This window comes from Acidianus brierleyi (assembly GCF_003201835.2).
Lineage (GTDB): Archaea > Thermoproteota > Thermoprotei_A > Sulfolobales > Sulfolobaceae > Aramenus > Aramenus brierleyi.
In genome coordinates, this window is record NZ_CP029289.2 from 555870 (window position 1) to 580357 (window position 24488).

The 24488-nt window shown below is 34.7% G+C and carries 19 protein-coding genes and 3 pseudogenes; 8 read left to right on the forward strand and 14 right to left on the reverse strand.

Annotated elements, in window-relative coordinates; all coding sequences use genetic code 11:
* Window positions 1-9: 9 nt before the first annotated feature.
* Window positions 10-378, forward strand: coding sequence for a molybdopterin-binding domain-containing protein (locus tag DFR85_RS18720; protein ID WP_110269606.1), 369 nt, complete (start codon window positions 10-12; stop codon window positions 376-378).
* Window positions 379-557: 179 nt separating this feature from the next.
* Here DFR85_RS18720 and DFR85_RS18725 read toward each other — a convergent pair.
* The 7 genes and pseudogenes from DFR85_RS18725 to DFR85_RS18765 all read right to left on the reverse strand — a co-directional run bounded on the left by DFR85_RS18725 (window position 558) and on the right by DFR85_RS18765 (window position 7815).
* Window positions 558-1469 (reverse strand): annotated as a pseudogene (locus DFR85_RS18725) (IS5/IS1182 family transposase).
* Between the two features lie 740 nt (window positions 1470-2209).
* Window positions 2210-3499, reverse strand: a complete 1290-nt coding sequence (locus DFR85_RS18735; protein ID WP_110269607.1) for an RNA-guided endonuclease InsQ/TnpB family protein — start codon at window positions 3497-3499, stop codon at window positions 2210-2212.
* Window positions 3477-4055: an IS607 family transposase gene (locus tag DFR85_RS18740; protein ID WP_110269608.1), complete on the reverse strand. Its 579-nt coding sequence runs from the start codon at window positions 4053-4055 to the stop codon at window positions 3477-3479. Before DFR85_RS18740 ends, DFR85_RS18735 begins: the two co-directional genes overlap by 23 nt.
* Before the next feature lie 56 nt (window positions 4056-4111).
* Window positions 4112-4462: a type II toxin-antitoxin system VapC family toxin gene (locus tag DFR85_RS18745; RefSeq protein ID WP_110269609.1), complete on the reverse strand. Its 351-nt coding sequence runs from the start codon at window positions 4460-4462 to the stop codon at window positions 4112-4114.
* Window positions 4463-4727: 265 nt separating this feature from the next.
* On the reverse strand, window positions 4728-5912 hold the full coding sequence (locus tag DFR85_RS18755) for an MFS transporter (protein WP_162582585.1): 1185 nt from the start codon (window positions 5910-5912) through the stop codon (window positions 4728-4730).
* Entirely contained in the window at window positions 5881-7248 is a 1368-nt protein-coding gene (locus tag DFR85_RS18760) for a radical SAM protein (protein WP_162582587.1), read from the reverse strand. Before DFR85_RS18760 ends, DFR85_RS18755 begins: the two co-directional genes overlap by 32 nt.
* 69 nt (window positions 7249-7317) lie before the next feature.
* Window positions 7318-7815 carry a hypothetical protein gene (locus DFR85_RS18765; protein WP_110269612.1) on the reverse strand — a complete coding sequence of 166 codons (498 nt, stop codon included), beginning with the start codon at window positions 7813-7815 and terminating at the stop codon, window positions 7318-7320.
* An 829-nt stretch (window positions 7816-8644) separates the two neighbouring features.
* On the opposite strand from DFR85_RS18765, the gene DFR85_RS18770 reads away from it, so the two are divergent.
* Window positions 8645-8803 carry a hypothetical protein gene (locus tag DFR85_RS18770; protein ID WP_162582589.1) on the forward strand — a complete coding sequence of 53 codons (159 nt, stop codon included), beginning with the start codon at window positions 8645-8647 and terminating at the stop codon, window positions 8801-8803.
* 516 nt (window positions 8804-9319) lie between these two features.
* On the opposite strand, the gene DFR85_RS18775 is transcribed toward DFR85_RS18770, so the two are convergent.
* On the reverse strand, window positions 9320-10375 hold the full coding sequence (locus DFR85_RS18775) for an ISH3 family transposase (protein ID WP_110269613.1): 1056 nt from the start codon (window positions 10373-10375) through the stop codon (window positions 9320-9322).
* A gap of 1008 nt (window positions 10376-11383) precedes the next feature.
* Between DFR85_RS18775 and DFR85_RS18780 the strand changes: the two are divergent.
* Window positions 11384-12295: pseudogene (locus tag DFR85_RS18780) on the forward strand (IS5/IS1182 family transposase).
* A 201-nt stretch (window positions 12296-12496) separates the two neighbouring features.
* Here the strand turns inward: DFR85_RS18780 and DFR85_RS18785 are convergent.
* Window positions 12497-12586: pseudogene (locus tag DFR85_RS18785) on the reverse strand (IS5/IS1182 family transposase); the annotation flags it as partial.
* A gap of 242 nt (window positions 12587-12828) precedes the next feature.
* Between DFR85_RS18785 and DFR85_RS18790 the strand changes: the two are divergent.
* Window positions 12829-14061, forward strand: coding sequence for a metal-dependent hydrolase family protein (locus DFR85_RS18790; protein WP_110269614.1), 1233 nt, complete (start codon window positions 12829-12831; stop codon window positions 14059-14061).
* 6 nt (window positions 14062-14067) lie between these two features.
* On the opposite strand, the gene DFR85_RS18795 is transcribed toward DFR85_RS18790, so the two are convergent.
* Window positions 14068-15261, reverse strand: coding sequence for an MFS transporter (locus tag DFR85_RS18795; protein WP_110269615.1), 1194 nt, complete (start codon window positions 15259-15261; stop codon window positions 14068-14070).
* A 194-nt stretch (window positions 15262-15455) separates the two neighbouring features.
* Between DFR85_RS18795 and DFR85_RS18800 the strand changes: the two genes are divergently transcribed.
* From DFR85_RS18800 to DFR85_RS18805, 3 genes are all read left to right on the forward strand, one after another.
* A complete protein-coding gene (locus DFR85_RS18800; protein WP_110269616.1) occupies window positions 15456-17408 on the forward strand; it encodes an ABC transporter substrate-binding protein in 1953 nt (650 codons plus the stop codon).
* 445 nt (window positions 17409-17853) lie between these two features.
* Window positions 17854-18300: a M20/M25/M40 family metallo-hydrolase gene (locus tag DFR85_RS32110; RefSeq protein ID WP_281351062.1), complete on the forward strand. Its 447-nt coding sequence runs from the start codon at window positions 17854-17856 to the stop codon at window positions 18298-18300.
* Window positions 18279-19151, forward strand: a complete 873-nt coding sequence (locus DFR85_RS18805; RefSeq protein WP_281351083.1) for a M20/M25/M40 family metallo-hydrolase — start codon at window positions 18279-18281, stop codon at window positions 19149-19151. Before DFR85_RS32110 ends, DFR85_RS18805 begins: the two co-directional genes overlap by 22 nt.
* A gap of 19 nt (window positions 19152-19170) precedes the next feature.
* Here the strand turns inward: DFR85_RS18805 and DFR85_RS18810 are convergent, their stop codons facing one another.
* The 4 genes from DFR85_RS18810 to DFR85_RS18825 form a co-directional block, all read right to left on the reverse strand.
* Window positions 19171-20172 carry an outer membrane protein assembly factor BamB family protein gene (locus DFR85_RS18810; RefSeq protein ID WP_162582591.1) on the reverse strand — a complete coding sequence of 334 codons (1002 nt, stop codon included), beginning with the start codon at window positions 20170-20172 and terminating at the stop codon, window positions 19171-19173.
* Complete coding sequence (locus DFR85_RS18815; RefSeq protein ID WP_110269618.1) at window positions 20169-20495, reverse strand: hypothetical protein; 327 nt, start codon at window positions 20493-20495, stop codon at window positions 20169-20171. The genes DFR85_RS18810 and DFR85_RS18815 overlap by 4 nt, the downstream gene beginning before the upstream one ends.
* A gap of 133 nt (window positions 20496-20628) precedes the next feature.
* Window positions 20629-20793, reverse strand: a complete 165-nt coding sequence (locus DFR85_RS18820; RefSeq protein ID WP_162582593.1) for a hypothetical protein — start codon at window positions 20791-20793, stop codon at window positions 20629-20631.
* 657 nt (window positions 20794-21450) lie between these two features.
* A complete protein-coding gene (locus tag DFR85_RS18825) occupies window positions 21451-22167 on the reverse strand; it encodes a G1 family glutamic endopeptidase (protein WP_110269619.1) in 717 nt (238 codons plus the stop codon).
* 435 nt (window positions 22168-22602) lie between these two features.
* Here DFR85_RS18825 and DFR85_RS18830 point away from each other — a divergent pair, with 435 nt between their 5' ends.
* A complete protein-coding gene (locus DFR85_RS18830; protein ID WP_110269620.1) occupies window positions 22603-24459 on the forward strand; it encodes an APC family permease in 1857 nt (618 codons plus the stop codon).
* Window positions 24460-24488 lie beyond the last annotated feature (29 nt).

Below are 24488 nucleotides of genomic sequence, written 5' to 3' on the forward strand. Positions count from 1 at the left end.
TAAAGCTAAATGAAAACAATTTGCCCTTATTGTGGAATTGGTTGCGGAGTAGAGTTTGAAAAAGATAGGATAACTCCTACTAAATATATAACTAATAAAGGAATGATGTGTATTAAGGCTGCTTTGCTTCCTGACACTCTGAAATCTAAAAGGCTTATTAACCCTACATTGGACGGTAAGGAAATTGATTTGGACAATGCTTTAAGTGTACTCTCCACATATATTAGGAGAAATATAAAGAAATATAGTAAAAATTCTATAGCTTTTTACATGGGCGCTCAAATACCTACTGAGGATCAATATCTTTTTGTGAAGCTTGGGAAGGGATTTATAGGTACTGGAGTATTTGACTCTAGAGAGTGTCCCAAGCGCAAATAATTGAATAAATATAGTATGATAGAAAAACAATTTTATAATTAATCAAGAATAAAATATAATTATATCTTTCAGTATAACGAGAGATTAAGCTTATATTGTAATGGAAAATAATCAAGTATAGAGAAAAACAGAATTTCCAACATAGTCCACACTACCTTGATCAACTCTCGCGGTACAAGTTAGTGGGCGAGTTGACTCTCCAGAACACGCGATAACACAGAAGTGTAGATGTAGGAGTTGTAAATCAACGCGATAACGTAGACAAAGAACTCGACCATACCCTTTTCAGTAGCGTAAGGCCCCCAATACCTCCTCAAGAAGATCCCAAAGAACTCCACTCCTGAAACTAGAGAAACCTATCAACCAGCTCGAGGACTTCCCCACGAAGCCCCTATCCACTACCTTATAACCGCTGCGAGAGAAGCCAACCTTATTGTCCGGAAAATTGGCCAGTTCCACTTGAATCTCGTGAACTATCATTGTAGGCGACATGAGGTTGAAGACCTTGAAGCCGAACTCCTGTTCCTCTTCTTTGTAAACTCTCCCTTGAACCTCCTCACTTTGCACTTAATGTAAAGGAAGAGCGTGTTAGCCGCCTCCCTGTACTTCCTCTGCCTTAGGTCTAGCTCAAACTTCTTCTTCAATGTTTCCTTGTTCCTCTTCCCGAAGGGTACCTCGATTAGGAAGGAATCCACGATCCACAGCTTTCCAACCTTTCCGTATAACGCACTGCTAGGTAAGTAGTCAGCAAGTCTACTCATCTTCCCCTCCAACTCCTTGGCGTACTCCTTGAACAGAGTCTTTACCTCTCCCCTAAATTTCTTTGCCCTCCTATGGATCTCCGACTTAGACTTGTACTCGCCTAGGAACCACCTTACCACCACGTCTGACTCGTAGTAGCTCCGCACGTCCCTGTAGGAGCACGTCCACACAATCATAACTATTAACGCTCTCAATATGAAGAGGTCAGAGAGACGCGACAGCACTTCAGACGTGATCAGCATGTAGTTCATTTTCACAAGTGTTTTATGCCTTGCTGATAAATGTTCATAGGGGACCGGGCCGTTGTAGTATTCTATCCAATGTTTCATGTGAATCGGTACTACATCGTCCCGGTTCCCTTTAAGTATTACGCGACTTTTTGCTTCAAGCGAAAATTCAAAATTTCTCAGTAATTCACGATATCTTTTGAATTATTATCTATAAACCTTTACATAGATTTATTCAATTATTTGCACTTGGGACACTCTCTCGAATATTTCCAAAAAGAATTTGACATTCATATTAGTAGAGCTTAATACCCAGCCTGGATAAAAGCTGTTTTTCCTCAGCGGTGAATTCCACTGGTTTATTTACGTAATAATACCACAGCTTTCTACTTGCACTCTTTATAACAGTCGCGTCATAATTGGAAAACAAATTAACGTAACTATCACACTCTCCTTTAACGTCCTCTAACTTGTCTGTATATACTATACCGTCAACATCTGGGAGAACACCTCCAAATTATCCCCTTTTGATGACGCAATTAAGAAAGCCATAGACGATATCAGCTTATCGTCATTAAAGTGTTCTTTCAAGCGGTTTATATATGAAGAGGCCTTCCATCTATCTAGTGAATGTGTCGATAGTGTCGTCACTTGCTTATTTATATTTCTATAATTTTTAGACTTTATATAATATTCGAATTTATTGTTAATTCTTTATATATAGAATCAACGTTTAATAAATTTATACCCTAATGACGACACTATCGCACTCATAAAACTCGGCGTAAGCTCTTATACCAATTTCTTAGCTTCTATTATTTCCTTATCAAGGGGTTTGGGCTTCATAGGATTTCATAATATTTAATATCAATCCTCAGCCCTTGGACTTCACCAGAGTCACGGGGCATTGCCCCGTTCATACCCCTCCGCCCCTTTAGCGGGATAACCCCAACCCACCTACTCCCAGTGGGAGTAAAAAAGAGGTGGGGAAACCCGCACATCTTGAGGTAAATATTCAATGATGCGTTCAATTGCCTATCCAGAGTGAACCCACACCTTACGCAATGAAAAGTCCTGCCGACCTTTCGGGAAACCCATCCACATCTGGGGCAGGACTTAGATGTAAGGTGTGGGTTCACCTCCTTAACGAAAGAACCGTAAAGTGGTGCCTTATACTTTAAGACACTGTGAATTGTCCTCCACACAGTCCTTGAAATCCTCTTAGACAGCTTGTCATCAGCGTCTTGGAACATTGACTGCTTATTCAATTTTTCAACAGCAAACATTGTCACAGGATACATCTCCAGCAACTTGTTCACAAACTTGTGAACATAATCCAGCACGCGATTCCTCTCCCTATGAGAATACTTCCTCAACAACACCTTCCCCTTCTTACCGTGCTTTGAAGCAAAAGACTGTATTTTACTCCTCTTCAACTCCATACCGAATTTTAGACTATACAACTCCTTCAAGGAAAATGTAACAAACTTCTCCCCATCATAAGCGTCCAATGTGTAAAGATTACTATCAATTGCTAGGAAATCTAGGGGAGTAAACCAAGGTAATTTATAACGGAATGGTAGGTATACTTTGTCCTCCTTAATTATGGGCTCACCTAACTCAAGTCCTTCAACCCTCCTTGAAAACCATTTGTGAGACCAAGAGAAGGTAATATACTCATACGGCCTTACAGTAATCCTAACTTCTTCGCCCTCAACTTTCCTAAGAGTAGACTTAACCCTAACGTAAACCTTCTTCAATCTAGGTTTCCTTAGCGATGCTTTTCCCTTCTCAACCCTCCTCTTCCAACCCCTCAATATTGAGTAAGCGTCATTTATTGCCTTGTCAACGTAATGGGAAGCTAGATTGTTAATCTTCTCAAGTTCGTCTCTTAATACCTTGTACACTTCCTTTTTCTTAGGCAGGGTTATTTTGACTTTCTTGCCTTTCTTCGTTTCTTTTTTCTCTATCTTAGTCCTCTCCCATAACCAGTCTAGAGCTTTCTGCATTAGGACTCTGTAGTTCTCTAGTAATATCTTGCTTTCCTCCTTCTTATCGTTCTTTAGGGAGTAAGTTAGGTAAACGTATTCCTCCTCTGGTTGGAATGATTTAAGCCTTAAGCTCTTCGACACATTTCTTCACCTTCTCATGACTCCTCATACCATACAACTTTCCGCTAAATGATACCAGTATAGAGATCAAATCTTCTATTAGTTCTTGTTCTGGTGTTTTGTCCTCCTTATTTAATACCACGAGTTCACAGTTGTGTGCTTTGCATACTTCTTCAATTATCTCGAAGCCAAACCTTACAAGCCTGTCTGGGTAGGCTATGACAACTTTCGATACTTCGTTGTTTAGTATCATTCTTAGTAATTTGAGGAATCCTTTTCTCTTCATGTTTAATCCAGATCCAATGTCTGTTATTACTTGGTCGTAGTCCTTAACGTTCTCCTCTAGGTATTTTACTTGGTTTATCAAGTCGTCTTTCTGTGTGTTTGATGATACTCTTGCGTAAAGTATCACTTTCCTCTTTCTAACAATCCCCACCAGTCTTTCGACGTCTTCTTCCTTGAACCTCCACTTTCCAGTTTCTAGTATCACGGGTTTTATGTACCCTTTCTTAACATATTCTCTGAGTGTTGCATAGGATATTCCTAGGCGTTGGCACACTTCCTTGGGTCTTAGCATTATATAAAAATTTATGATGAAATAATATAAACTTTACGGTTTATCGGAAACTGCTGTCAACGGCTTAATATTTCACATCCCATGCTGATACTCGCTGAAAGGTGAAGGAGGTCTAATGTCTTTAATTTCACTCTGTTACTCATCCTCAAGGCAAGGTCGAATACTCTATTGAATTCTACATCCTCTACTTTACAACCGCATTTCTCTAGAGCATAATCTACGAGGGCATTAAGCTCTTCTTCTGAGAGTTTAAGAGTTCGTGAAAAGACAGAATAAAGTTCAGTAACTACAAGCTTGCTTATTACCTTTTCTCCGTCTTTGGGAGATTTTGCAATAGCTTTTTCGTGGTTCGGATCTTTCTCGTTAATTAGAGCTATTATAATACTGCTATCGATATAATATTTCATTCCCTTTCCCTTAATAAGTCTTCAGAAGTCGGTAGCTCGAAAGGTATCCCTTCTTTTAACCATTTTTCAGTTAGTTCAAGGTTAAAGATTAATGAGCTCCCTGCTCGTGTTATAGTCTGACAGGCCAAGATATCTACGTATATCCTTTGTTTTGTTGTGATTCTCTTCTTTTATTCTTTAGCTGATGTAGAAACTAAAATATCTACAGTCTTATATATTAAAAAAGTCATATATTTCCCTGTTGAACAAATTTGTTCCTAGTTTTTTAATGATCGATTTTCTTCAACTTAAATATTGATGACACTAATAATATATCTAGAACAACAAAGATAATTACGGCTATTAATACGGACCAGAAATATGATATCAGAGAAATTATTAATGAACTTATGATGGTAAAGACAGCGTCAAATACCGAGGAAATTGAGCCCATTATAGAGGAAGATGTCGCGAAAGTTTCCTCTGGGATCGAACTATACATTAAGTAAGAAAAATAATAATTTGCGAAAGAACCGGCTATACTTGATAGAAATAGAATAACATAAATTATCGGTAATAATTGCTCGTTAGTGAAAAATACTAAAGAAATATCTGAGACGTCTGAAAGCACAAATAAGAACGTCATCCAGGCTTTGCTATTTATGCTAAATTTGTAGCCTAATTTGTTACCAACTAAGCTACCGATAATGAAAATAATGCTCCATAAGCCTATAAATACGGGCGGTAGATGTAAAGCGTAGTAAACTAGATATACGATAAACAAGTTTATTAAGGATCCCGGTAAGGAATAAATTATATTGAATATTAAAATTGTTTTTAATACATTATTTTTTATTATATTTAAAAACCCTACCTTAAAAGTGCTTATATATGACTGTTGAGCCACCTCATTATCTACTCTCCTAACGCTTAACAAAAACGCTAGGCCGATTAATGTAATGATCACGATTAACGTTAGGTTTTTGAATAAGCTTAGAGCGAGTAATAAAGTTCCTAAAATTTGACCTGTAGCCAAGGCTACGATTTCATATTTTCTAACTAAATAAATTCCCCTCTGGTAATCAGTCATAAGAATTTTAAATAGTTTATCAAGTGCAGTTGACTCAAGAGCTTTTATGATACTGCTAAATGGAATACCTATGAGCAACACGGTGAAGAAAAGTAACTTTAATTTGACTAAGTATAAAAATATAGGGTAAAGCGAGATAATAGTAATTATGTCTAGTACGTAACCTATTTTCAGTAATTTGACAATATCTTTATATTTATCAATTAAAGGGGATTCAAACAGTTGTATGTGTGGAAATATGTAATTAGTTATACTGAATAACGTATATGTTAGTACCAGACCTATTATCCCAAGAAGATGCCACAAAAAGAAATAACCTAGAGAATTCTCAGCAACTATTAATAAAAATTTAAATATTATTAACTTTCTTACCTCGTCCATTATCATCACCATAATTCTTTAGAAAATGTGTTAATAGTACCTTTTTACCAAGGTCTGTATTAACATAAGTTAGTATTTCGTCTTTGGGGCAATGTTTCATTGCCCTACAACCACCATAGCATAATGCCCCTACTTGACAATTAAGGTAGCATTTCCTTATTTCTCCAAAAGCCTCTATTAAATACTGAGAGTTAGTTATTTTAATGCCTCCATCATCAGTTATAATTCCAAAATACTTCGGAGTATAAAGATACCCGGGACATTTGTAAACCCTTAAGAATTCATCAATTGCATAACCATGTTTAGCTACGTAAGTACAAGGGCCATGAAGATATGCTGGACTGGTCTTAAAGCCCAATTCTTGAGCAAACAACTCAAGTTTTATTAATTCCATAGCCTCAGTCTGTGAAACTTCTGGTAAATAATATTCATTCTTCATATAAACTTCTTGAGTCTCATATATCCAATGAGGGGAAAAGACTACTTTATCGACTAAATCACCCAAATCCTCTTTAATCTTCAATAATAATTTTCTTACTGATTCAATATTATCATAATTTATATTAGATCTTAAGGATATATCAAATGGATATTTCTCTACTAATTTAATAAAATTATTATAAACTAAATCAAAACTGCTACCTCCCCCTGCTAAGGGTCTTCTCTTATCCATAACTTCTTTCATACCATCTATCGTAATTTGAATTCCTATAGGACTAGAATCTGATAATTCCACTAGCTTCTCTATTTTATCCTCAGTGAGAAGGCTACCATTGGTTATGATTACTTCTTCCAAAGAGATATTTTTATTAAGTTTTATATTAACTAATTCATTATGAATTTTTATTATTTCATTAAAGGCCAATAATGGTTCACCTCCATAATAAACCAAATGTATTTTACGTATATTATTTTGATCAACGTATTTCTTAACAAAATTTATAAATTTATCAGCTCTTTTATCATTTATTACCTCTCCGTCCTTTCTATATGTTTGATAACAATAAGGGCAAACAAAATTACATTTACCAGAAATTGCAAACCAAATTTCCATTCCGTTATAATTGGTTAATGTATTAAATCTGAATTCTATGATATTATGCTTATACCTATTTATATCATAATCAAATAATATATTTAATCTCTGCAGATCATTTATTAGTTCAATTAGTTCTTGATCAGCCAGTCTTACGTTAGCATTATTAATATATTCTAACAATTTATTCCATAAATCTTTATTAACTTCTATTATAGCATGATTTATCTGATTAAATAAAATAATACTGTCGTTGTTATTAAAATAAATTAAAAAAGGAGATAAATAATATCTTTTCATAGAAAACCACATCCTTTTAAATCATTGCTATTTTCTTGGGCAGATCTACTAATATTATCTTTTCATCAGCTAAAAACTGCATTTCTTGGGCAGATCTACTAATATTATCTTTTCATCATTCTCGCCTAACGCATAAAATAATGTTCCTTCTACTTTTAAATCCCATGTATGTTCATATATGCTTGTTTCTACACCTACATCTTTTGCTAAAGCTAAACTTTGCAGATTACCATTAGACAGCACTATGGGCTGTGTAGGCGATAATTTTAAACCCTTATATATGTATATCCTTTGTACACCTTCATAATAAATCTCCTCTATTGGCTTATATCCATCTGGCGTCAGTATTAAGTCTCCTACTTTCAATTCCCTAAATTTCCTAGGCCCGTTAGGCGTTATTAAAACTAAATCATCAGTAAAACATCCTCCTCCTCCTCCAAAACAAATTGGATTACAAAAATTTCCACAGCCGAAACAGAAATTAGGCTCCAAAAAATTAAACATATCATCTCCTTCGTATAAGATTCTATACTTTGGTTCTATTAATGTATTATCTATACTTTCCATTTTTGATCCCCTGACTAGTTTTTACACTTAAACTTCTTTTTTTTCTTAACTCTCCTAATACCTTAAAAATTATTAAATATTGGCGTACTAATTATATCTAAGAATATTGAAGATTTTTAGTCTTCTATTCCACTTAAATAAACATTTATAAATAATTTGTAATGATAAATACTAGGATTACGTTTCTACAATATTTATTATTTTTTCTTCAGATCTTAAAAGTTAGTATGGAATCTTTTTTTCACATAAGAAAATACATAAGAAGTCTAAAGAATGGGATTTTTGGTAGAAACGTTTGTATAAGGGAAGCAGTACCTAATTATATGAGACGGACTAAAGCCACGGGATGAATAAAGTCAAGAGGTTTAGGTAATTCCCCCATTAATTTTATCTTTAGCTCAAATATTTTCCTTGACGAACTCAAACAACTGCTAAGGATCCTATTCAAAGGAGGAAATTACTTGACAAAACTGTGTAAGGAGGGAGAAGAGCCTTAAATTACACCAAAACTGAGGAAGCAAGAAAGGTGATCAAGAGTCTAGAAAGAATGTGTTATGGAAACAAGGGTACTCATAGTCTTTTATGTGAAAAAAAGATTCCATACTAACTTTTAAGATCTGAAGAAAAAATAATAAATATTGTAGAAACGTAATCCTAGTATTTATCATTACAAATTATTTATAAATGTTTATTTAAGTGGAATAGAAGACTAAAAATCTTCAATATTCTTAGATATAATTAGTACGCCAATATTTAATAATTTTTAAGGTATTAGGAGAGTTAAGAAAAAAAAGAAGTTTAAGTGTAAAAACTAGTCAGGGGATCAAAAATGGAAAGTATAGATAATACATTAATAGAACCAAAGTATAGAATCTTATACGAAGGAGATGATATGTTTAATTTTTTGGAGCCTAATTTCATTGCTTGTCATCCGTTTTGTGCTCCAGTCGTATGGGACCCTTTCACCAAGAAGGGAAAAAGCTGCTGATGACTTCGAGAAGATAATGCAAGTCCTTAAGGACGAGTTGGACAACGAGAGACTAAGACTGGACATGGTCTTCGCTGATAGGGATTCTGGCGGTGTAGCCAAATCAACAGCCCCTTGAACACTCATGCCCCTCCTCTGACCAAGAATGTTGTCTCCCCTCTCGAGTATAACTAGATAAGCACTAGAATTATGCTCAAGACATAAGAGACTAACGTACCTATTTCCCCCATAACTAACATCAAATTGCTCCAAACCTCTTTACACACACTCAGAGCCTTTGCAACCATGACAAACTCCAATCTCCAAGAAAAACTATTCATAAGTATGAAAAGGTGGGGTATTAGGGATGTTTTGGCGGAGTTTCAGATTTAGGACTTGTGATATCGCTGACTCCTCCTCATCTTGGAAGGGTGAGGGTTCCCATCTCATCGTTCCCACCATCGATTCGGGACCACATTTCTCATTTGAGGGCAGTAGGGGGTATCAGAGCTCCCCCCACATACGGTAGACCCAAAATCACCTCCTTAAAAATAAATCTATAGTGTAAATAAGTGTTTCAATTACATTAAATGTAAAATTCTCTGGATTGAATAAATCAGGAAATAAAAGAATTAATAATAATCTAAATTCCTCTCTCCCCACCTCCCCCTTGAATATGGTATATAAGGAGTAGAGCACAAGGGCCAGCACGAAGATCAACGTGCGGAAAACAAACTTAGTAGAACTAGTAAATGGAAGAAAAGCCTTAATGTTCCTATAAGAGGTCTCTATGGGACCTCTTACCTTATTGTACAAATCCAACACTTCCCTCTTGGGCAGATCTAGATTAGTAGCCCTAGCAAAATAAACAAGACTCTTCTTCTTTCTCCTCACTTTTTCCTTGCTATACACGAGAAGCCTGAACTTGACCTGCTCATCCCTCCTATGCCTCTTACTATTAGTTGTGTAATCCCCGTCAAACTCCTCAAACACCTTCACGTCCCCAACAGGCACAGCAATTATATACTTAAACTGTGAAATGAAATTGAGCACATCAACTGTGTAGAAACCAGCGTCAAGAGTTATCAACCTTATCTTGAATCCCATTGCCATTACTTGCTCCACGAGGATCTTCACTATCTCGTCCTTAGTCATACCGTTCACTTGCGGAATAAAGGCAAGTAAAAGTACTTTCCCCTTATACTTGGTTGTTGCAGTTGCGTAGTTCCACGAGTTTCCTTTTTCAGAGCTCCCGAGCCCTTTCACTGGTTTCCCATACCACGTCTTGGTTGTCCAGTCTATTGAAAGATCTATCTCATTCACTCCCTTTAATATCTCCAAGGATATTTTCCTAGCTCTTTCCAATAGCTTTTCAATCACTTCCATCCCTTGTTTCTCTACGTAATTCCTCACGGTCTGTGGGGATACGTCATACGCTCTGGACTTGTTCTCTACTGAATCGTTCCACAAACACGCGGAGATGAGAGTTTTTGCTACCTCATCTACCTTTTCCCCTTTGAAGTTCAACATGGAAAGTAATTTATATCCTATTTGTTGAATGTTATTTTGGTGAGGGAGACCGGGTGTTACCATCTTCCTATCTCACGTAGTAATACTCCATCTCCCTCACCTTAAACCCTTTCTTCAATTCTTTATACTCTTATAAATTTCTTTATCTTTTATAAATTCGATATTATCCTATCAGAAATATTTTTTCTAATATGATTTTGGGTCTACCGACATGAAAAGAGGGGACTTTCATCCGTTACGTCTAGTCCCTTCAATGAAGGAAGGAGATACTAATTACCCCCTCCATCAGTCCCATTAAACTGGGGAGGAGCTTCATTAGCATCACTAAGAGAAACTTTGGCAAAGAAGTATTTAAACACGGTCTATCCATCCCCTTGGCTAGGCTTTCCACTCCTTAACCCCCATTTTTTTGTAAGTTATAGTGTGAACTTCGAGTGAATGACCGTTAGGATTGTTGATGTTGATGAGCTTTGAATCCTATGGTTAAATGAGTACTTGATCATTTCCAGGCTTCTATTCAAAGCCTTTGGCTCTTGAACCTAAAGTGAGGAGCGAAGATACTCGTTTGGGTTTACCGGAGAATCACTGTGTGAGATCCTCTAAACCAGTAGTATAGGTTGTAATCGCCACTAATCCACCTTCTTCAGGCACATATCTTTTAACCTCGTTAAAAGCCCTCCCATGCCCTACCTAAAAGCTTACCCGCTTAGCAAGATTATGAGACCCACGTTACTGTGATAATTATGTTAGTAGTGGAAAGTATGCGCTTAGCAAGATTATGAGACCCAAATGAAGGACGAGAGATACCCTCTCTAATTATCATGTATCTCCTTTAAGTAATACTCATAGCTAAGCGACGACAAGGCATGTCCATGATGTTATCCTTAAGCTACATATTTATCATATGTCGAGAGAGTGTCCCAAGCGCAAATAATTGAATAAATCTATGTAAAGGTTTATAGATAATAATTCAAAAGATATTGTGAATTACTGAGAAATTTTGAATTTTCGCTTGAAGCAAAAAGTCGCGTAATACTTAAAGGGAACCGGGACGATGTAGTACCGATTCACATGAAACATTGGATAGAATACTACAACGGCCCGGTCCCCTATGAACATTTATCAGCAAGGCATAAAACACTTGTGAAAATGAACTACATGCTGATCACGTCTGAAGTGCTGTCGCGTCTCTCTGACCTCTTCATATTGAGAGCGTTAATAGTGATGATTGTGTGGACGTGCTCCTACAGGGACGTGCGGAGCTACTACGAGTCAGACGTGGTGGTAAGGTGGTTCCTAGGCGAGTACAAGTCTAAGTCGGAGATCCATAGGAGGGCAAAGAAATTTAGGGGAGAGGTAAAGACTCTGTTCAAGGAGTACGCCAAGGAGTTGGAGGGGAAGATGAGTAGACTTGCTGACTACTTACCTAGCAGTGCGTTATACGGAAAGGTTGGAAAGCTGTGGATCGTGGATTCCTTCCTAATCGAGGTACCCTTCGGGAAGAGGAACAAGGAAACATTGAAGAAGAAGTTTGAGCTAGACCTAAGGCAGAGGAAGTACAGGGAGGCGGCTAACACGCTCTTCCTTTACATTAAGTGCAAAGTGAGGAGGTTCAAGGGAGAGTTTACAAAGAAGAGGAACAGGAGTTCGGCTTCAAGGTCTTCAACCTCATGTCGCCTACAATGATAGTTCACGAGATTCAAGTGGAACTGGCCAATTTTCCGGACAATAAGGTTGGCTTCTCTCGCAGCGGTTATAAGGTAGTGGATAGGGGCTTCGTGGGGAAGTCCTCGAGCTGGTTGATAGGTTTCTCTAGTTTCAGGAGTGGAGTTCTTTGGGATCTTCTTGAGGAGGTATTGGAGGCCTTACGCTACTGAAAAGGGTATGGTCGAGTTCTTTGTCTACGTTATCGCGTTGATTTACAACTTCTATATCTACACTTCTGTGTTATCGCGTGTTCTGGAGAGTCAACTCGCCCACTAACTTGTACCGCGAGAGTTGATCAAGGTAGTGTGGACTATGTTGGAAATTCTGTTTTTCTCTATACTTGATTATTTTCCATTACAATATAAGCTTAATCTCTCGTTATACTGAAAGATATAATTATATTTTATTCTTAATTAATTATAAAATTGTTTTTCTATCATACTATATTTATTCAATTATTTGCGCTTGGGACACTCTCTCGAAGACGTAGAAGGGGAACATTAGCTTGTATCTTGTTACCACGTTCTCATCGTACTTGCTCCAGTCCCTAGTGTTCTTCTTTTCCATGGGTAATACTCTTCATAATTACTTTAAAATTTTTGTATAATTCTGAAGCGATCCACAACGTATATATAAACTTCTTTATAGAATTCTTGAGTTTCCCTAATCTTAATCTTATTGACTGTTAAAATTCAAATTAAACGTTAGATTAAAGGCAAATTTAAAGTATGTTTAATAAAATTTGAAATAACTGGCAGCATAATTTCAAACAAAATAAATATATAGAGCCTAATCTTCCATTATAATAAATGGCTTTCGATATAGCGTTAAAAAATGGTAACATATTTAATGGAAAAGAATTTATAGGAAAAAGCAATATTTACATTAATAACGGTAAAATAGTAAAAGTATCCAAAGAGGAACTAGATGCCAAACAAGAAATAGACGCAATGGATATGTTTGTAATGCCAGGTTTAATTGATGCTCATATGCACATATCAGGAATTAAGGGTGGAAGTTTATTAAAACTAATGTTTGAAAGACCAGAATATAGAACTATAAGAGCTACTAAATGGTTAGAGAAACTACTGCTAGCTGGTTTTACAACAGTTAGAGATTGTGGAGATCCTATTTCTATATCATTAGCTAAAGCTGTAAAAGAAGGTATAATTAAAGGACCTAACGTAATTGCTGCAGGCAGACCTATAACTCAAACTTTTGGTCATGGAGAGTTGAGCCATGATATACCATTAGAAGTATCTGAGACTACTGGATTTTCAGAAATTTGCGATGGTACGGAATCATGTATTCATGCTGCAAGAAAAGTTTTGAGAGAAGGCTCAGACTTCATTAAGATATTCGCTACTGGAGGAGTTTTATCTCAGAGAGATAAACCAGAAAATCCTCAATTAACTTATGACGAAATAAAGGTTATCGTAAATGAAGCAGAAAAAGTAGGAACTTATGTTGCAGCTCATGCTCATGGAGATAAAGGAGCAAGGATTGCAATAGAGGCTGGAATAAAAACGTTAGAACATGGGACCTTGCTTCAGGACGAAACGTTAAAGTTGATGATAGAGAAAAAGGTTACTTTAACTCCTACATTATCTATTCAGGAAGTAATTTATAGACATGGTAAAGAGATAGGAGTTGATGAATGGGGATTAGAAAAGATTGCAATGGTAAGAGACAGTATCTCTTCAGTAGTAAAAAAGGCTAAAGACTATGGAATAACAATAATCACTGGAACTGATTTAGGTTTTGAGACTGGTCTTGAAGATATAGATATAGGAAAGAATTGGATGGAAATTGTTCTACTAATAGAAATAGGTGGTTTAACTCCAGTAGAGGCATTACGTGCTGCAACATATAATTCTTCAATAGCAATAAACATTAACTCTGGATTAATAGATTCTGGTAAAGAAGCTGACTTGATCATAATAAACGGAAATCCTTTAGAAGATATTAAAGATATATCGAAGGTCTCTTATGTTATTAAAGACGGAAAAATTGAAGTGGAAGAAAGAAAAATTAAAAACTAATTATTTTTACTTCTGTACAATTTTTTTAGATCTAACAATAATTGATAGTAGAAGTGCTAAAAAGTTAGGTAGTGCTATTGCTAGCAAGCCTGCTTTTTCGAATCCATAGGATGAAATAAGTCCACCCATTATAGGTGCGCCAAATATAGCGCCTATGTTGAAAGTAAGAAACATGAAACCAGTAACTGAGCCTACTACTTCGTCTGGAACTACGTCTTGCGAGAAAGATATTATACTCACTATTAGGCCACCATATCCAGCTCCCCATGCGATAGTAAGTAAAATCATTGGTAAATACCCTAAGTATCCTATAAAAAGGCCTATAGAAGATAAAGTTAATATTGTACTACTTAGTAGCAAACTTATTTTTCTACTTATCTTATCACTTAATAGTGCTATTGGGAGTAGAAATACTAGTTCTCCGAGACCATTCATAGATGCTATTATTGTAGCATTAGACTTGCTTAAGTTCAGACCATACAAGAGATAGTCTGAATAATATCCTAAGAACGCAAATAATGCTATCCCAAATGATAATATTGCAATACTTAATATTATGGTATTTACATTTAGAATTTTTTTCAAGTCTATTTTTTCTCTTATTTCCTCTCTATAATTTATTGGAACAAAATAAAAGAATAATGCTAAACTTATTATGGATAAAATTCCTGATATCAAGAATGGTAAACTAAATTTAGGTAAAAAAGGTGAGATAACATACGGTGCTATAAAAAGCCCGACTCCAAAAGCTACACTATTAGCTCCTATTCTTAATGCTCTTGTTGTATTTAATAAATCTCCAGCAAAAGCAGCAGTAGCTGGTTGGAATATTCCTACACCCACACCAACCAAAAATCTGTATATCAATAATTCTAATCCGTTAGATACGTATCCTGTTAATATAGTAAATATTGTAAAGAGTCCTACAGCCGATACTATGGTATATTTTGGCGATATTTTATCAAATAAATAACCACCTACCATACTAAAAACAGCTATACCTATTGCATATATAGACGCTGTTAGGCCTATATATGCTGAACTTATCTTTAGTGTGCTTATTATATAAGGAGAAGCGAAAAAATATAGCTCAGAATCGTAAGCCTCAAGAAACCAAGGTATTAAGACTAGAACTATCATTAATACATAAAATTTTTTATTTTTCTTAGCTAGATTTTTAACGGATTCTCCACTTCTCATTACTATCAACTTTCTGAGTTATAATAATAGTTTTATATATACTTTTCTATATACATTTTATAATATTTACTGACGTAAATATGAAAATAGAACAGTATTAACAATTGTGCTTTATCTATAACTATTAAAAATTTAAAAATTTATCAATCATTATCCTTATTAACTGTTAATTTTTGTTTTAATGAGATGTCTAAATGAATGGAAAAAATATTGGTATAAGCAGGACTATTATAATCTTAATTGTCCTAGTAATTATTATAATAGCCGCAGTGGGAGCAGAATTCGTAATAACCAAACACCCAACTCCCACCGTTAAAGCAATCTCACTAGCACCATCAAACACAAACGTACTAACAGACGTAGCACAAACAGCACCACCAGACGCACTAGACCCAGCAACAGGCTTTTTCGTACAGGACGGTCCATTGTTTACTGCTGTTTTTCAAGAGCTTGTAGAGTTTAACGGTACTAATTATCACGAGGTAGTCCCAGTATTAGCTGAGAATTATTCTACTCCAAATTACCAGAATTATTACTTTAACTTGAGGGACTACGTTCACTTCGCCGACGGAGTACAATTCAATTCGTCAACAGTATGGTTCTCACTATACAGAACAATACTAATGGGTCAAGGACCCGGAGTAGCAAACTACATCGGATTATTATTCAACTCAACAGTTTACGGAATGACAGGATACGCAATACCTTGGGGAGTTAACTACGCAATACAGAACGCAACAGGATTACCAACAGCAAATAATTACACACTAACAGCACAAGTACTAGCATCAATACTCTCACACTTCAACGCGAACAACGCAACAATACAAAAGATAATGGAATACCCAAACCAAGCAGTAGTAGTAAAAGGACCGTATGAAGTAGAGGTTAGTACGCTAGAGCCTTACAGATATTTGCCATTTGATCTAGCTGGCTGGTGGGGTGCTATTGTTAATCCTGTAATTGTTGATGAGCATGGTGGAGTTTCTCCCAATTCCGTTAATTCTTACCTTGATGAGTATGGTATGAATGGTACTGGTCCTTACGTTATAGTTAAGGTTTCTCCTGGGTTTTCTACCATAGAGTTGGAGGCTAATCCTAATTATTGGGCTGTAGGTCATGACGTTCCTCTAGTTGCTCAGCCTGCTCACATTAAGTACGTTGTTATTAATTATGGTTTGAGTCATAATGATAGGGTTGAGGATTTCTTGAAGAACGATGCTCAAATATCTTACATTTCAATACCCTACTTGTCCCAAATACTTGGTGCCTACCCATATAATACTATACCGATGAATTCTTCCTTCATTAACTTCGGTTCTGAACCTGGTGTTAACTTTATTGCATTAAATACTCAAAAGTATCCTACTAATATTACTGATTTTAGGTTGGCTGTGGAGTATGCTGTTAATTATTCTGCTTTATTGTCAATATTTTCTTATAATGGTAAGCCTTTGGCTTCTGAGTTTTTGGGTCCTATATCTCCTCAGTTTCCTGGTTATTATGATCCTAGTGGTCTTCCTGACTATAATTATAGTCCTTCTTTAGCTATGCATTATCTTAATGAGGCTGGTTACATTGGTCATTTTTACGTCGTTCTTCCTAATGGTAGTACTTTGGGTGATTCTTCTGGTACTCAATTGCCTCCCTTGTCATTGTATGCCTTGTCTCCTGTTAATGAGCTTGAGGAGGACGAGCTTGAAATAATATCTCACGATCTTAGCGCAATAGGAATATCTACTACAGTCTACTACGTACTACCATCGATAGTTCCATCATTTAATACGCCAAGTAATAGTCCGCAGTTGCTTGATCTAGGCTGGTTCCCAGATTGGCCTGATCCTGTCTTCCAGCAATTGATGCCTATAACCGACATACAATTTGGAGCCCTGGATCATGCTTGGCTAAATTCTTCTAAGCTTCAGTCAATATATAGTAATTTACCATTTATTACAAATTCTACTCTTCAGAAAAAGTTAACTGCAGAAGCATACTCTATAATTTATCATGAGGCTCCTTACATGTGGTTACCAGTTACCGATTATTATTACTTTGTTCAGCCTTATGTCCATGGATTCGAATATAATGAATTTGTAGGATATTATTATAATATGATGTATTATAGTAACTATACTTACACTACATAATTTTTTAAAATATTATAATAAAAAGTTATATATTTCTATTCGTTATATTTTTAAATGCTTTATGAGTTACTTCGATTTTTCTCAAAAATAAAATTAAACTTACTTCTAATTAAAGTTGAATTTAGAATTTATCTTGATCTAATGAGTTCAAGATCTAAGAAAATTCAACTAGTCCATAAATCAATCTTTGTATAGACTTTCTACGAAAATCCTTGCAGTATTACGTAGCGTTAAAAATAATTTTATATAATGGAAGAGAAGTTAAATTATTTACTGTAAAGCCTAAAATACTATCATCTAAAATAAATAAGATTTATTTTATTGTATAAAAGAATGGAAATATTTAAGTAAGAGAAATTTCCGTAAACTACTATTTGTAATATCGAAAATCTAATGAATCATATATCAAACGGAAAGATTATAAGTCCATTAATATATTTTCCTTATGCTAAGTGAAGAAGAAAAGGAATATTCTCTTAATAAATATATAGAGTTTTTGAGACATCCTTCAATCTCTTCAACGGGAGAAGGAATAAGGGAAACTGCAGGCTGGTTAAAGGATTTTATGAATGATCTTGGTATTAGTGCTAGAATTGAGGAGACTGGAGGAAATCCAGTAGTCTATGGTGAAGTTAATAATGGGGGAAATAAAACCCTCTTGGTATACAATCATTATGATGTTCAGCCCGTCGATCCATTAGATGAGTGGAGATTTCCTCCTTTTTCTGCAACGATAAAAGATGGTTATATTTTTGCTAGAGGAGCTTCTGACAATAAAGGCACATTAACGGCAAGATTAATTGCTTTTTCCAAGTATAATGGAAAATTAAATTTTAAATTCCTATTTGAAGGTGAAGAGGAAGAGGAAGTATTAATTTATCGAAATATGTAGAAAAGAACTCAGAAAAACTAAAATCTAATGCAGTAATAATGGAGGGTTCTGGTTTAGATATTAAAGGTAGGCCTATGATAGTATTAGGTGTTAAAGGACTTGTATACATTCAAATAAACTTGAGAACTGGGGAAAGAGACGTTCATTCTTCTAACGCTCCTATAGTTTATAATCCAGTATGGGAATTGATAAAGCTCTTGAATTCTATTTTTGATGGTGAAAAGGTAAAGTTGAAAGGATTTTATGATGATATAACACCTTTAAGTAAGGAAGTGACTGAGCTTTTAGATAAATATGATCAAGACCCAGAGGAATTAAGAAAATCTTTAGGTATATATAAATTAAAAAATAATGATTTAAGATCTCTGTTTACTGAACCTACTTGTAACATAGACGGTATTATTTCTGGTTACGTAGGAAAAGGAAGTAAGACTATAGTTCCATCATCTGTTAGTGTTAAACTTGATTTTAGATTAGTTCCTAATCAGGATCCTAAAAAGATTTTTTCGTCCCTTTTAGAACACGTAAAAAATCAAGGATTTAACGTGGAAATTATAGAGATGGGACTAGAGAAACCAGTAAGGACTGAGCCTAATACTGCAGTCACTAAAGCTATGGTATCCTCAGCAAAGAAAGTTTACTCTACGGAGCCATTAATTATTCCTAATGCAGCAGGGACTCAGCCTATGGGTTTATTCTTTGATCTTGGAATAAAGGAAATAGTCAGCGCTATAGGTGTAGGTACTCCCTCATCTAATGCTCACGCTCCTAATGAAAACGTAAAGATAGAGAATTTCTATAAAGCCATAGAACACGCATACGAATTTTATAACGAATATGAAAAAATTTAAATTTTTTCTTAAAAATTTTTTATTGTAATGAAGGGACTATATCTTGTAGTGGTATAGCTATAGCCCATCCAAATGAATTAGCTAGAAACATTGTACTGCCAGCTATTACTGGATTAGTTATTCCGAATCCTCCGCCAATATCATAGGAGTCCTCTATTTGTCCATTAGAAGGATTTAATGCTAATACATATGGTCCTGCTGTTAACCATAAATATCCGTTATAGATTACTGGTGCTCCTCTAGGTGCTCCAGGAGTATCTGGAGAAGCCGGTTTTACATATGGAGTCAAGCTAGTATTCCATATTACATTACCGTTAGTTATATTTAGCGCAGTTACACTGGCAGTAGATGGACTGGTTATGTATACTATTCCATTATCTATGTATGGTACTGCTGATTTAAAGGCTACCGGCAAATATCCATATCCTATAGGAGTTGTCCATAATTCCTCTCCATTAGACGCATTGTATGCTGTTACTATTGTATATACGTAATTGTTACTTTCGTTTGCTACGTTCTCTTGAACTACAATTCCAGATTGTTGATCTACAGCTACTGGTCCATCACCTCCGCTTGTATCATATATACTCCAATCTGTAGGAGTGCTTATCCATAATATGTCTCCATTTTCTCCATTTACTGCTACTACTACTCCGTAAGGTTGTTGCAATAAAGTGAATCCAGCAATGAATACTGGTATACCATTAGGTAATATATAATAATCAAGGCTTGACATGCTATCTATATATCCTTGTAAATTATCTTGCCATAATTCTTCCCCGTCATACGGATTCACTGCCTCTATAGTTCCGTTTCCTGTGGCAAATACTAATTCGTTTCCATACACTGCAGGGCTTGGCATTAATTCTCCTTTAGTATACATCATCCATATGAGTTGCCCATTTTGTGCATTAAAAGCATAAATTGCTCCGTAACCCATTCCTCTAAAAACTTTTTGAGGCTCATTTGCTAATAGATTAGCAATTGCTGAGAAAGTAAATCCTACATCACCTACTGTCACGAAAACCATATACCGTGATATACTATTGGATTACCCATAGCATAGCTTGCTAGTCCAGACGCATACCATACTGGTTTTCCAGTTAATGGATTAACAGCAAATATACTTCCTAATCCTCCGCTATCAAATTCAACATATAACATGTTATCTGCTAATGTTACTCCTAGAGGTTGTCCATCGAATTGAGTTAGTTTAGCCGGTGCACCTCTATCTCCGTCAACTTGATATGCAGGTAATTCGCTATATGGTGCATTTAATGGTATAGCGTCACCTCCTACATATTCTACTAATGGTTGTTCCCAAGTTATTTTTCCGTTTATCAATAATGAATTAGACGTTCCTACTACGCCGTCATGTGCTTGAGTATATGCTAATACGCACCAATCTACAGGGAATCCTAATTGTGGTGGTGTGTTTATTGGTTCGTATGTTACTGTTAAAAGATATGGAAAATACTCACAAGGTATATACTGATTTCCAAATTTGTCGTATACTGGAAACCCTAGGAATCATTGCTTTAACTTGTGTTTCATTTGCCATATTTATGAATGATATAGTAGCTAATATCATTATAGATAATATTACCATTATTTTTAAATATCCTTTAAATTTAGATTTCATTATAGTTCCAAGCCAAACGATGAAGTGATTATTTAAAAATATTTTGAACGAATTTCTTGTTCACTATATATAGATAGTTAGACGTTTGATAGAAAATTTTTATTTCATATCAATCATATTCATGGTCTAAATTAAAAACTGTTAGAATCATTTTTCTAGATTTTCTATGTTTTTGCTATGAATACACCTTTATAGAAGAATAAAAGTTAAAAAATTCTAAATAATTTACTTAACTAAATGAGTATATATTATAATACCAAGAATAGTTAGTTATAATGATTTTAACTATTTAATTGGTTTTTGTTAAAAATTTTTAACATGCGTAGTATATACTATTCTAATTAAAAATCTAGAAAATAATAGAAGTTTTTTCTACATTATTGATAAGAGTGTTTTCGTATAGTTATCATATTATAAAGTTTTACATAATATTTTTTTAGGAAAATGTAAAATTACTTTTTAAAGAATTGCCCAATTTATATTACCATTTAAAAAGGTAGGTATGCCATGATTACTAGATTTATTAAGTTCTCTATTATTTTGAAAGTGAGAATTATATCATCTAAGTTTTAACTCATTGCGTATGGTTAGTGAGATATATTAAGGTTGTTAATAAGGAGGTAGTATTTATTATCTTTAAATATTAATTTATAAAAATTACCTTATTAAACCCTCATATGTTATATTAAATGATGTGCCATTATATAATAAGTTACCTGGAACTGCTATAGGCTCTCCAATGTCATTTGTCATGGTAATAGATTCATATGGAAATGCTCCTATTGGTCCAATAGTTCCGTCTATTGTAACATAGTTTGTTAGTGCTATATTAGTATATCCTTCTCCATAATACGCTATTCCAAAATCAGCTAATGTACTTAAATGTCCGAATACTTCTGGTCTTTCTTCTATCCATTCTCCAGATAATAATGAAGACGAGTAATTTAGTGTTATACTAAAGTACTCATGTTCTGTAACATCATCTAATGTTATTTTCCATTCTTGGGTTGTAGAATTTATAACTTTTAGCAGTATTATAGAACTATAAATTGTGTCTCCAGGTTTAACTGTAAAATTTTGTATTGGTGTTGCAGCAGCTGGAAGAATTTCGTACCATGCACAGTAGTAAGTCTGTCCAAATTCAGAATAAGATAATGTTCCTGTCTGAATTAATGACTTGTCACCGCTAAAGAATCCGCCTATTCCTATCCACTGGGCAGAATAAGTAGGAAACATTGTAGGTTTAACGCTTTGGACTATCCATGAACCGTCTATATCTGTTACCTCCGGTTCTGGGTTACTAAAATTTGACGATACAACATATCCTGCCCAATTTAATGACTCTTCTCCAAAATAAAAGGTATACTTTGACATTACTGGAACATGTGTGGCTGTATATGATATAGGTAAAGTAGAAAAAATAACAATGTGGCTAAGATTAGTATTACACCTCTTATATGCATTTCAATCACTTTTTTAGTTAGTACATATAATATAAGTTTTTCTGTAATATAATTATATAGATTTTAATATATAATTAATTAATCTTTAAACTTGGTAAATCACTATGATTAAATGAAAGATAGTATATAGTCGATTTTCATTATTTACTCAACTAATAATATTCAATTATATCTAATTTAGTAACAATTTTTCTGTTTATATTTCTAGTAGAATAGGAAGTTCATTTAAGTGACATTTAATTTTTATAATATTTTAAACATTTTAAGCATTATATAAGAATATTAAACTATCTCTACATGGAAATTAGAAATTTACATATAAATATCATTTCTTCGCTAGTCATTTATGGAAAGATCTAAGGCACAGGCTGAAGATTTAGGAATAAAATCGGATAAAATGATGAGAAAAACATTATCTAGATTAGAACTTCTTTTTCTTTCATTACAAGGTATAATAGGTTCTGGATGGTTATTTGCTTCTTTATACACTGCAGCATATGTAGGTGGAGCAGGAATAATATCATGGATAATAGGAGGAATTCTCTTAATATTTATAGCTTTGACTTATTCAGAAATATCTTCCTCAATACCAAAGTCTGGTGGAGTAGTAAGATATCCTCATTATACGCATGGTGGTATAGTTGGTTATATTATTGCATGGTCGTATTTCGCTGCAGGAGCTACTGTACCAGCAATAGAATCTACTGCTATTGTAACCTATTTAACTAGTCTTTTTCCATCATTAACTATTAATGGTTATTTAACTACTACTGGACTTGGTCTAGCCTATGGGCTTTTATTTTCCTTCTTTATTATAAATTATCTCGGAGTTGGGTTAGTTGGAAAAGTTGCACATGGCGTAGGATGGTGGAAGTTAATAATACCTAGTTTAACAGTAATTATGCTATTAGTATTTTATTTTCATCCTTCAAATTTTTATGCTAATGGATTCTTTCCTCCTTCTAAATACTTAGCATCTGGATTCTCAGGCTGGTCTTCTGTTCTTTATGCCATTCCAACTACTGGAATACTTTTTTCTTATACAGGTTTTAGGCAAGCTATAGAATATGGAGGAGAAGCTAAGAATCCGTCGAAAGATATCCCTTTTGCAGTAGTAGGCGCGTTACTTATATCTATAGTTCTTTATACATTACTTCAAGTTGCGTTTACAGGGGCTATAAATTGGTCATCTATTGGTGTGAAAATCGGAAATTGGACAGGATTGCAATATTCTTCCTTATCTTCAGGTCCATTTTATGAGATATTTAAAAGTTCAAGCGTTGCTGGCTCAATTCTTTTACTTTTTGATGCCTTTGCAATACTATTATTGATAGATTCAGCAGTAAGTCCAGCAGGCACTACAGTAACTGGCATGGGTACTGGAACTAGGGTACTTTATGGTCTAGCTTCAAATGGATATTTGCCAGAAATCTTCCTTAAAATAGGGAAAACTAGGGTTCCTGTAATTTCTTTAATAACAGTTACAGTATTAGGCGGGATATTTCTTCTTCCCTTCCCTGCATGGATAGCATTAGTTGGAATAGTATCTTCAGCAGCAGTGTTTACATATATTATGGGTGGAATAAGCTTAGAGGTTTTAAGAAAGAAAGCTCCAGAACTACATAGACCTTATAGATTACCTTTAGCTAGAGTTCTTTCTCCTATTTCAACTCTCGTAGCTCTACTCATAGTATACTGGGCTGGCTTCGTTACTTTGTTTGAAGTAGTCACCATAATATTTGCAGGATTTCCAATATTGTTCGGATATTATGCTAGAAGAAACTGGAATATATCAGTTAGATTAGCTACTCTGCTTGGTGTAGCGAACGCACTTATAATTGGCATTCTAGATCTTTATTTCTTTATGATAACTAACGGATTAAGCATGAGTAATACTTTTGCTTTTATGATTTATTTAATAATAATGAGTATTTTGGTATTTTCAGATATGGCTATAATATATTTAAAGAGTGTTACTTCACGACAAGAAATAAAGTCAGGAGCGTGGATGCCAGCGCTGATATTTAGTGTTCTTGCTCTATCTTATTTCGGTAGTTTTGGGCTTGACGTATTAATACCTTTTCCTCAGGATCTAATGGTACTAATAGTTATAGGTCTATTTTTCCATTATATTGCAGTAAAAAGCGGAATTAAAACAAAAGCTATTGAGGAAATAATAGACAATATGAAGGGTTTAATATAATTTTTATATTTTTTACTTTTAAAAAGAAC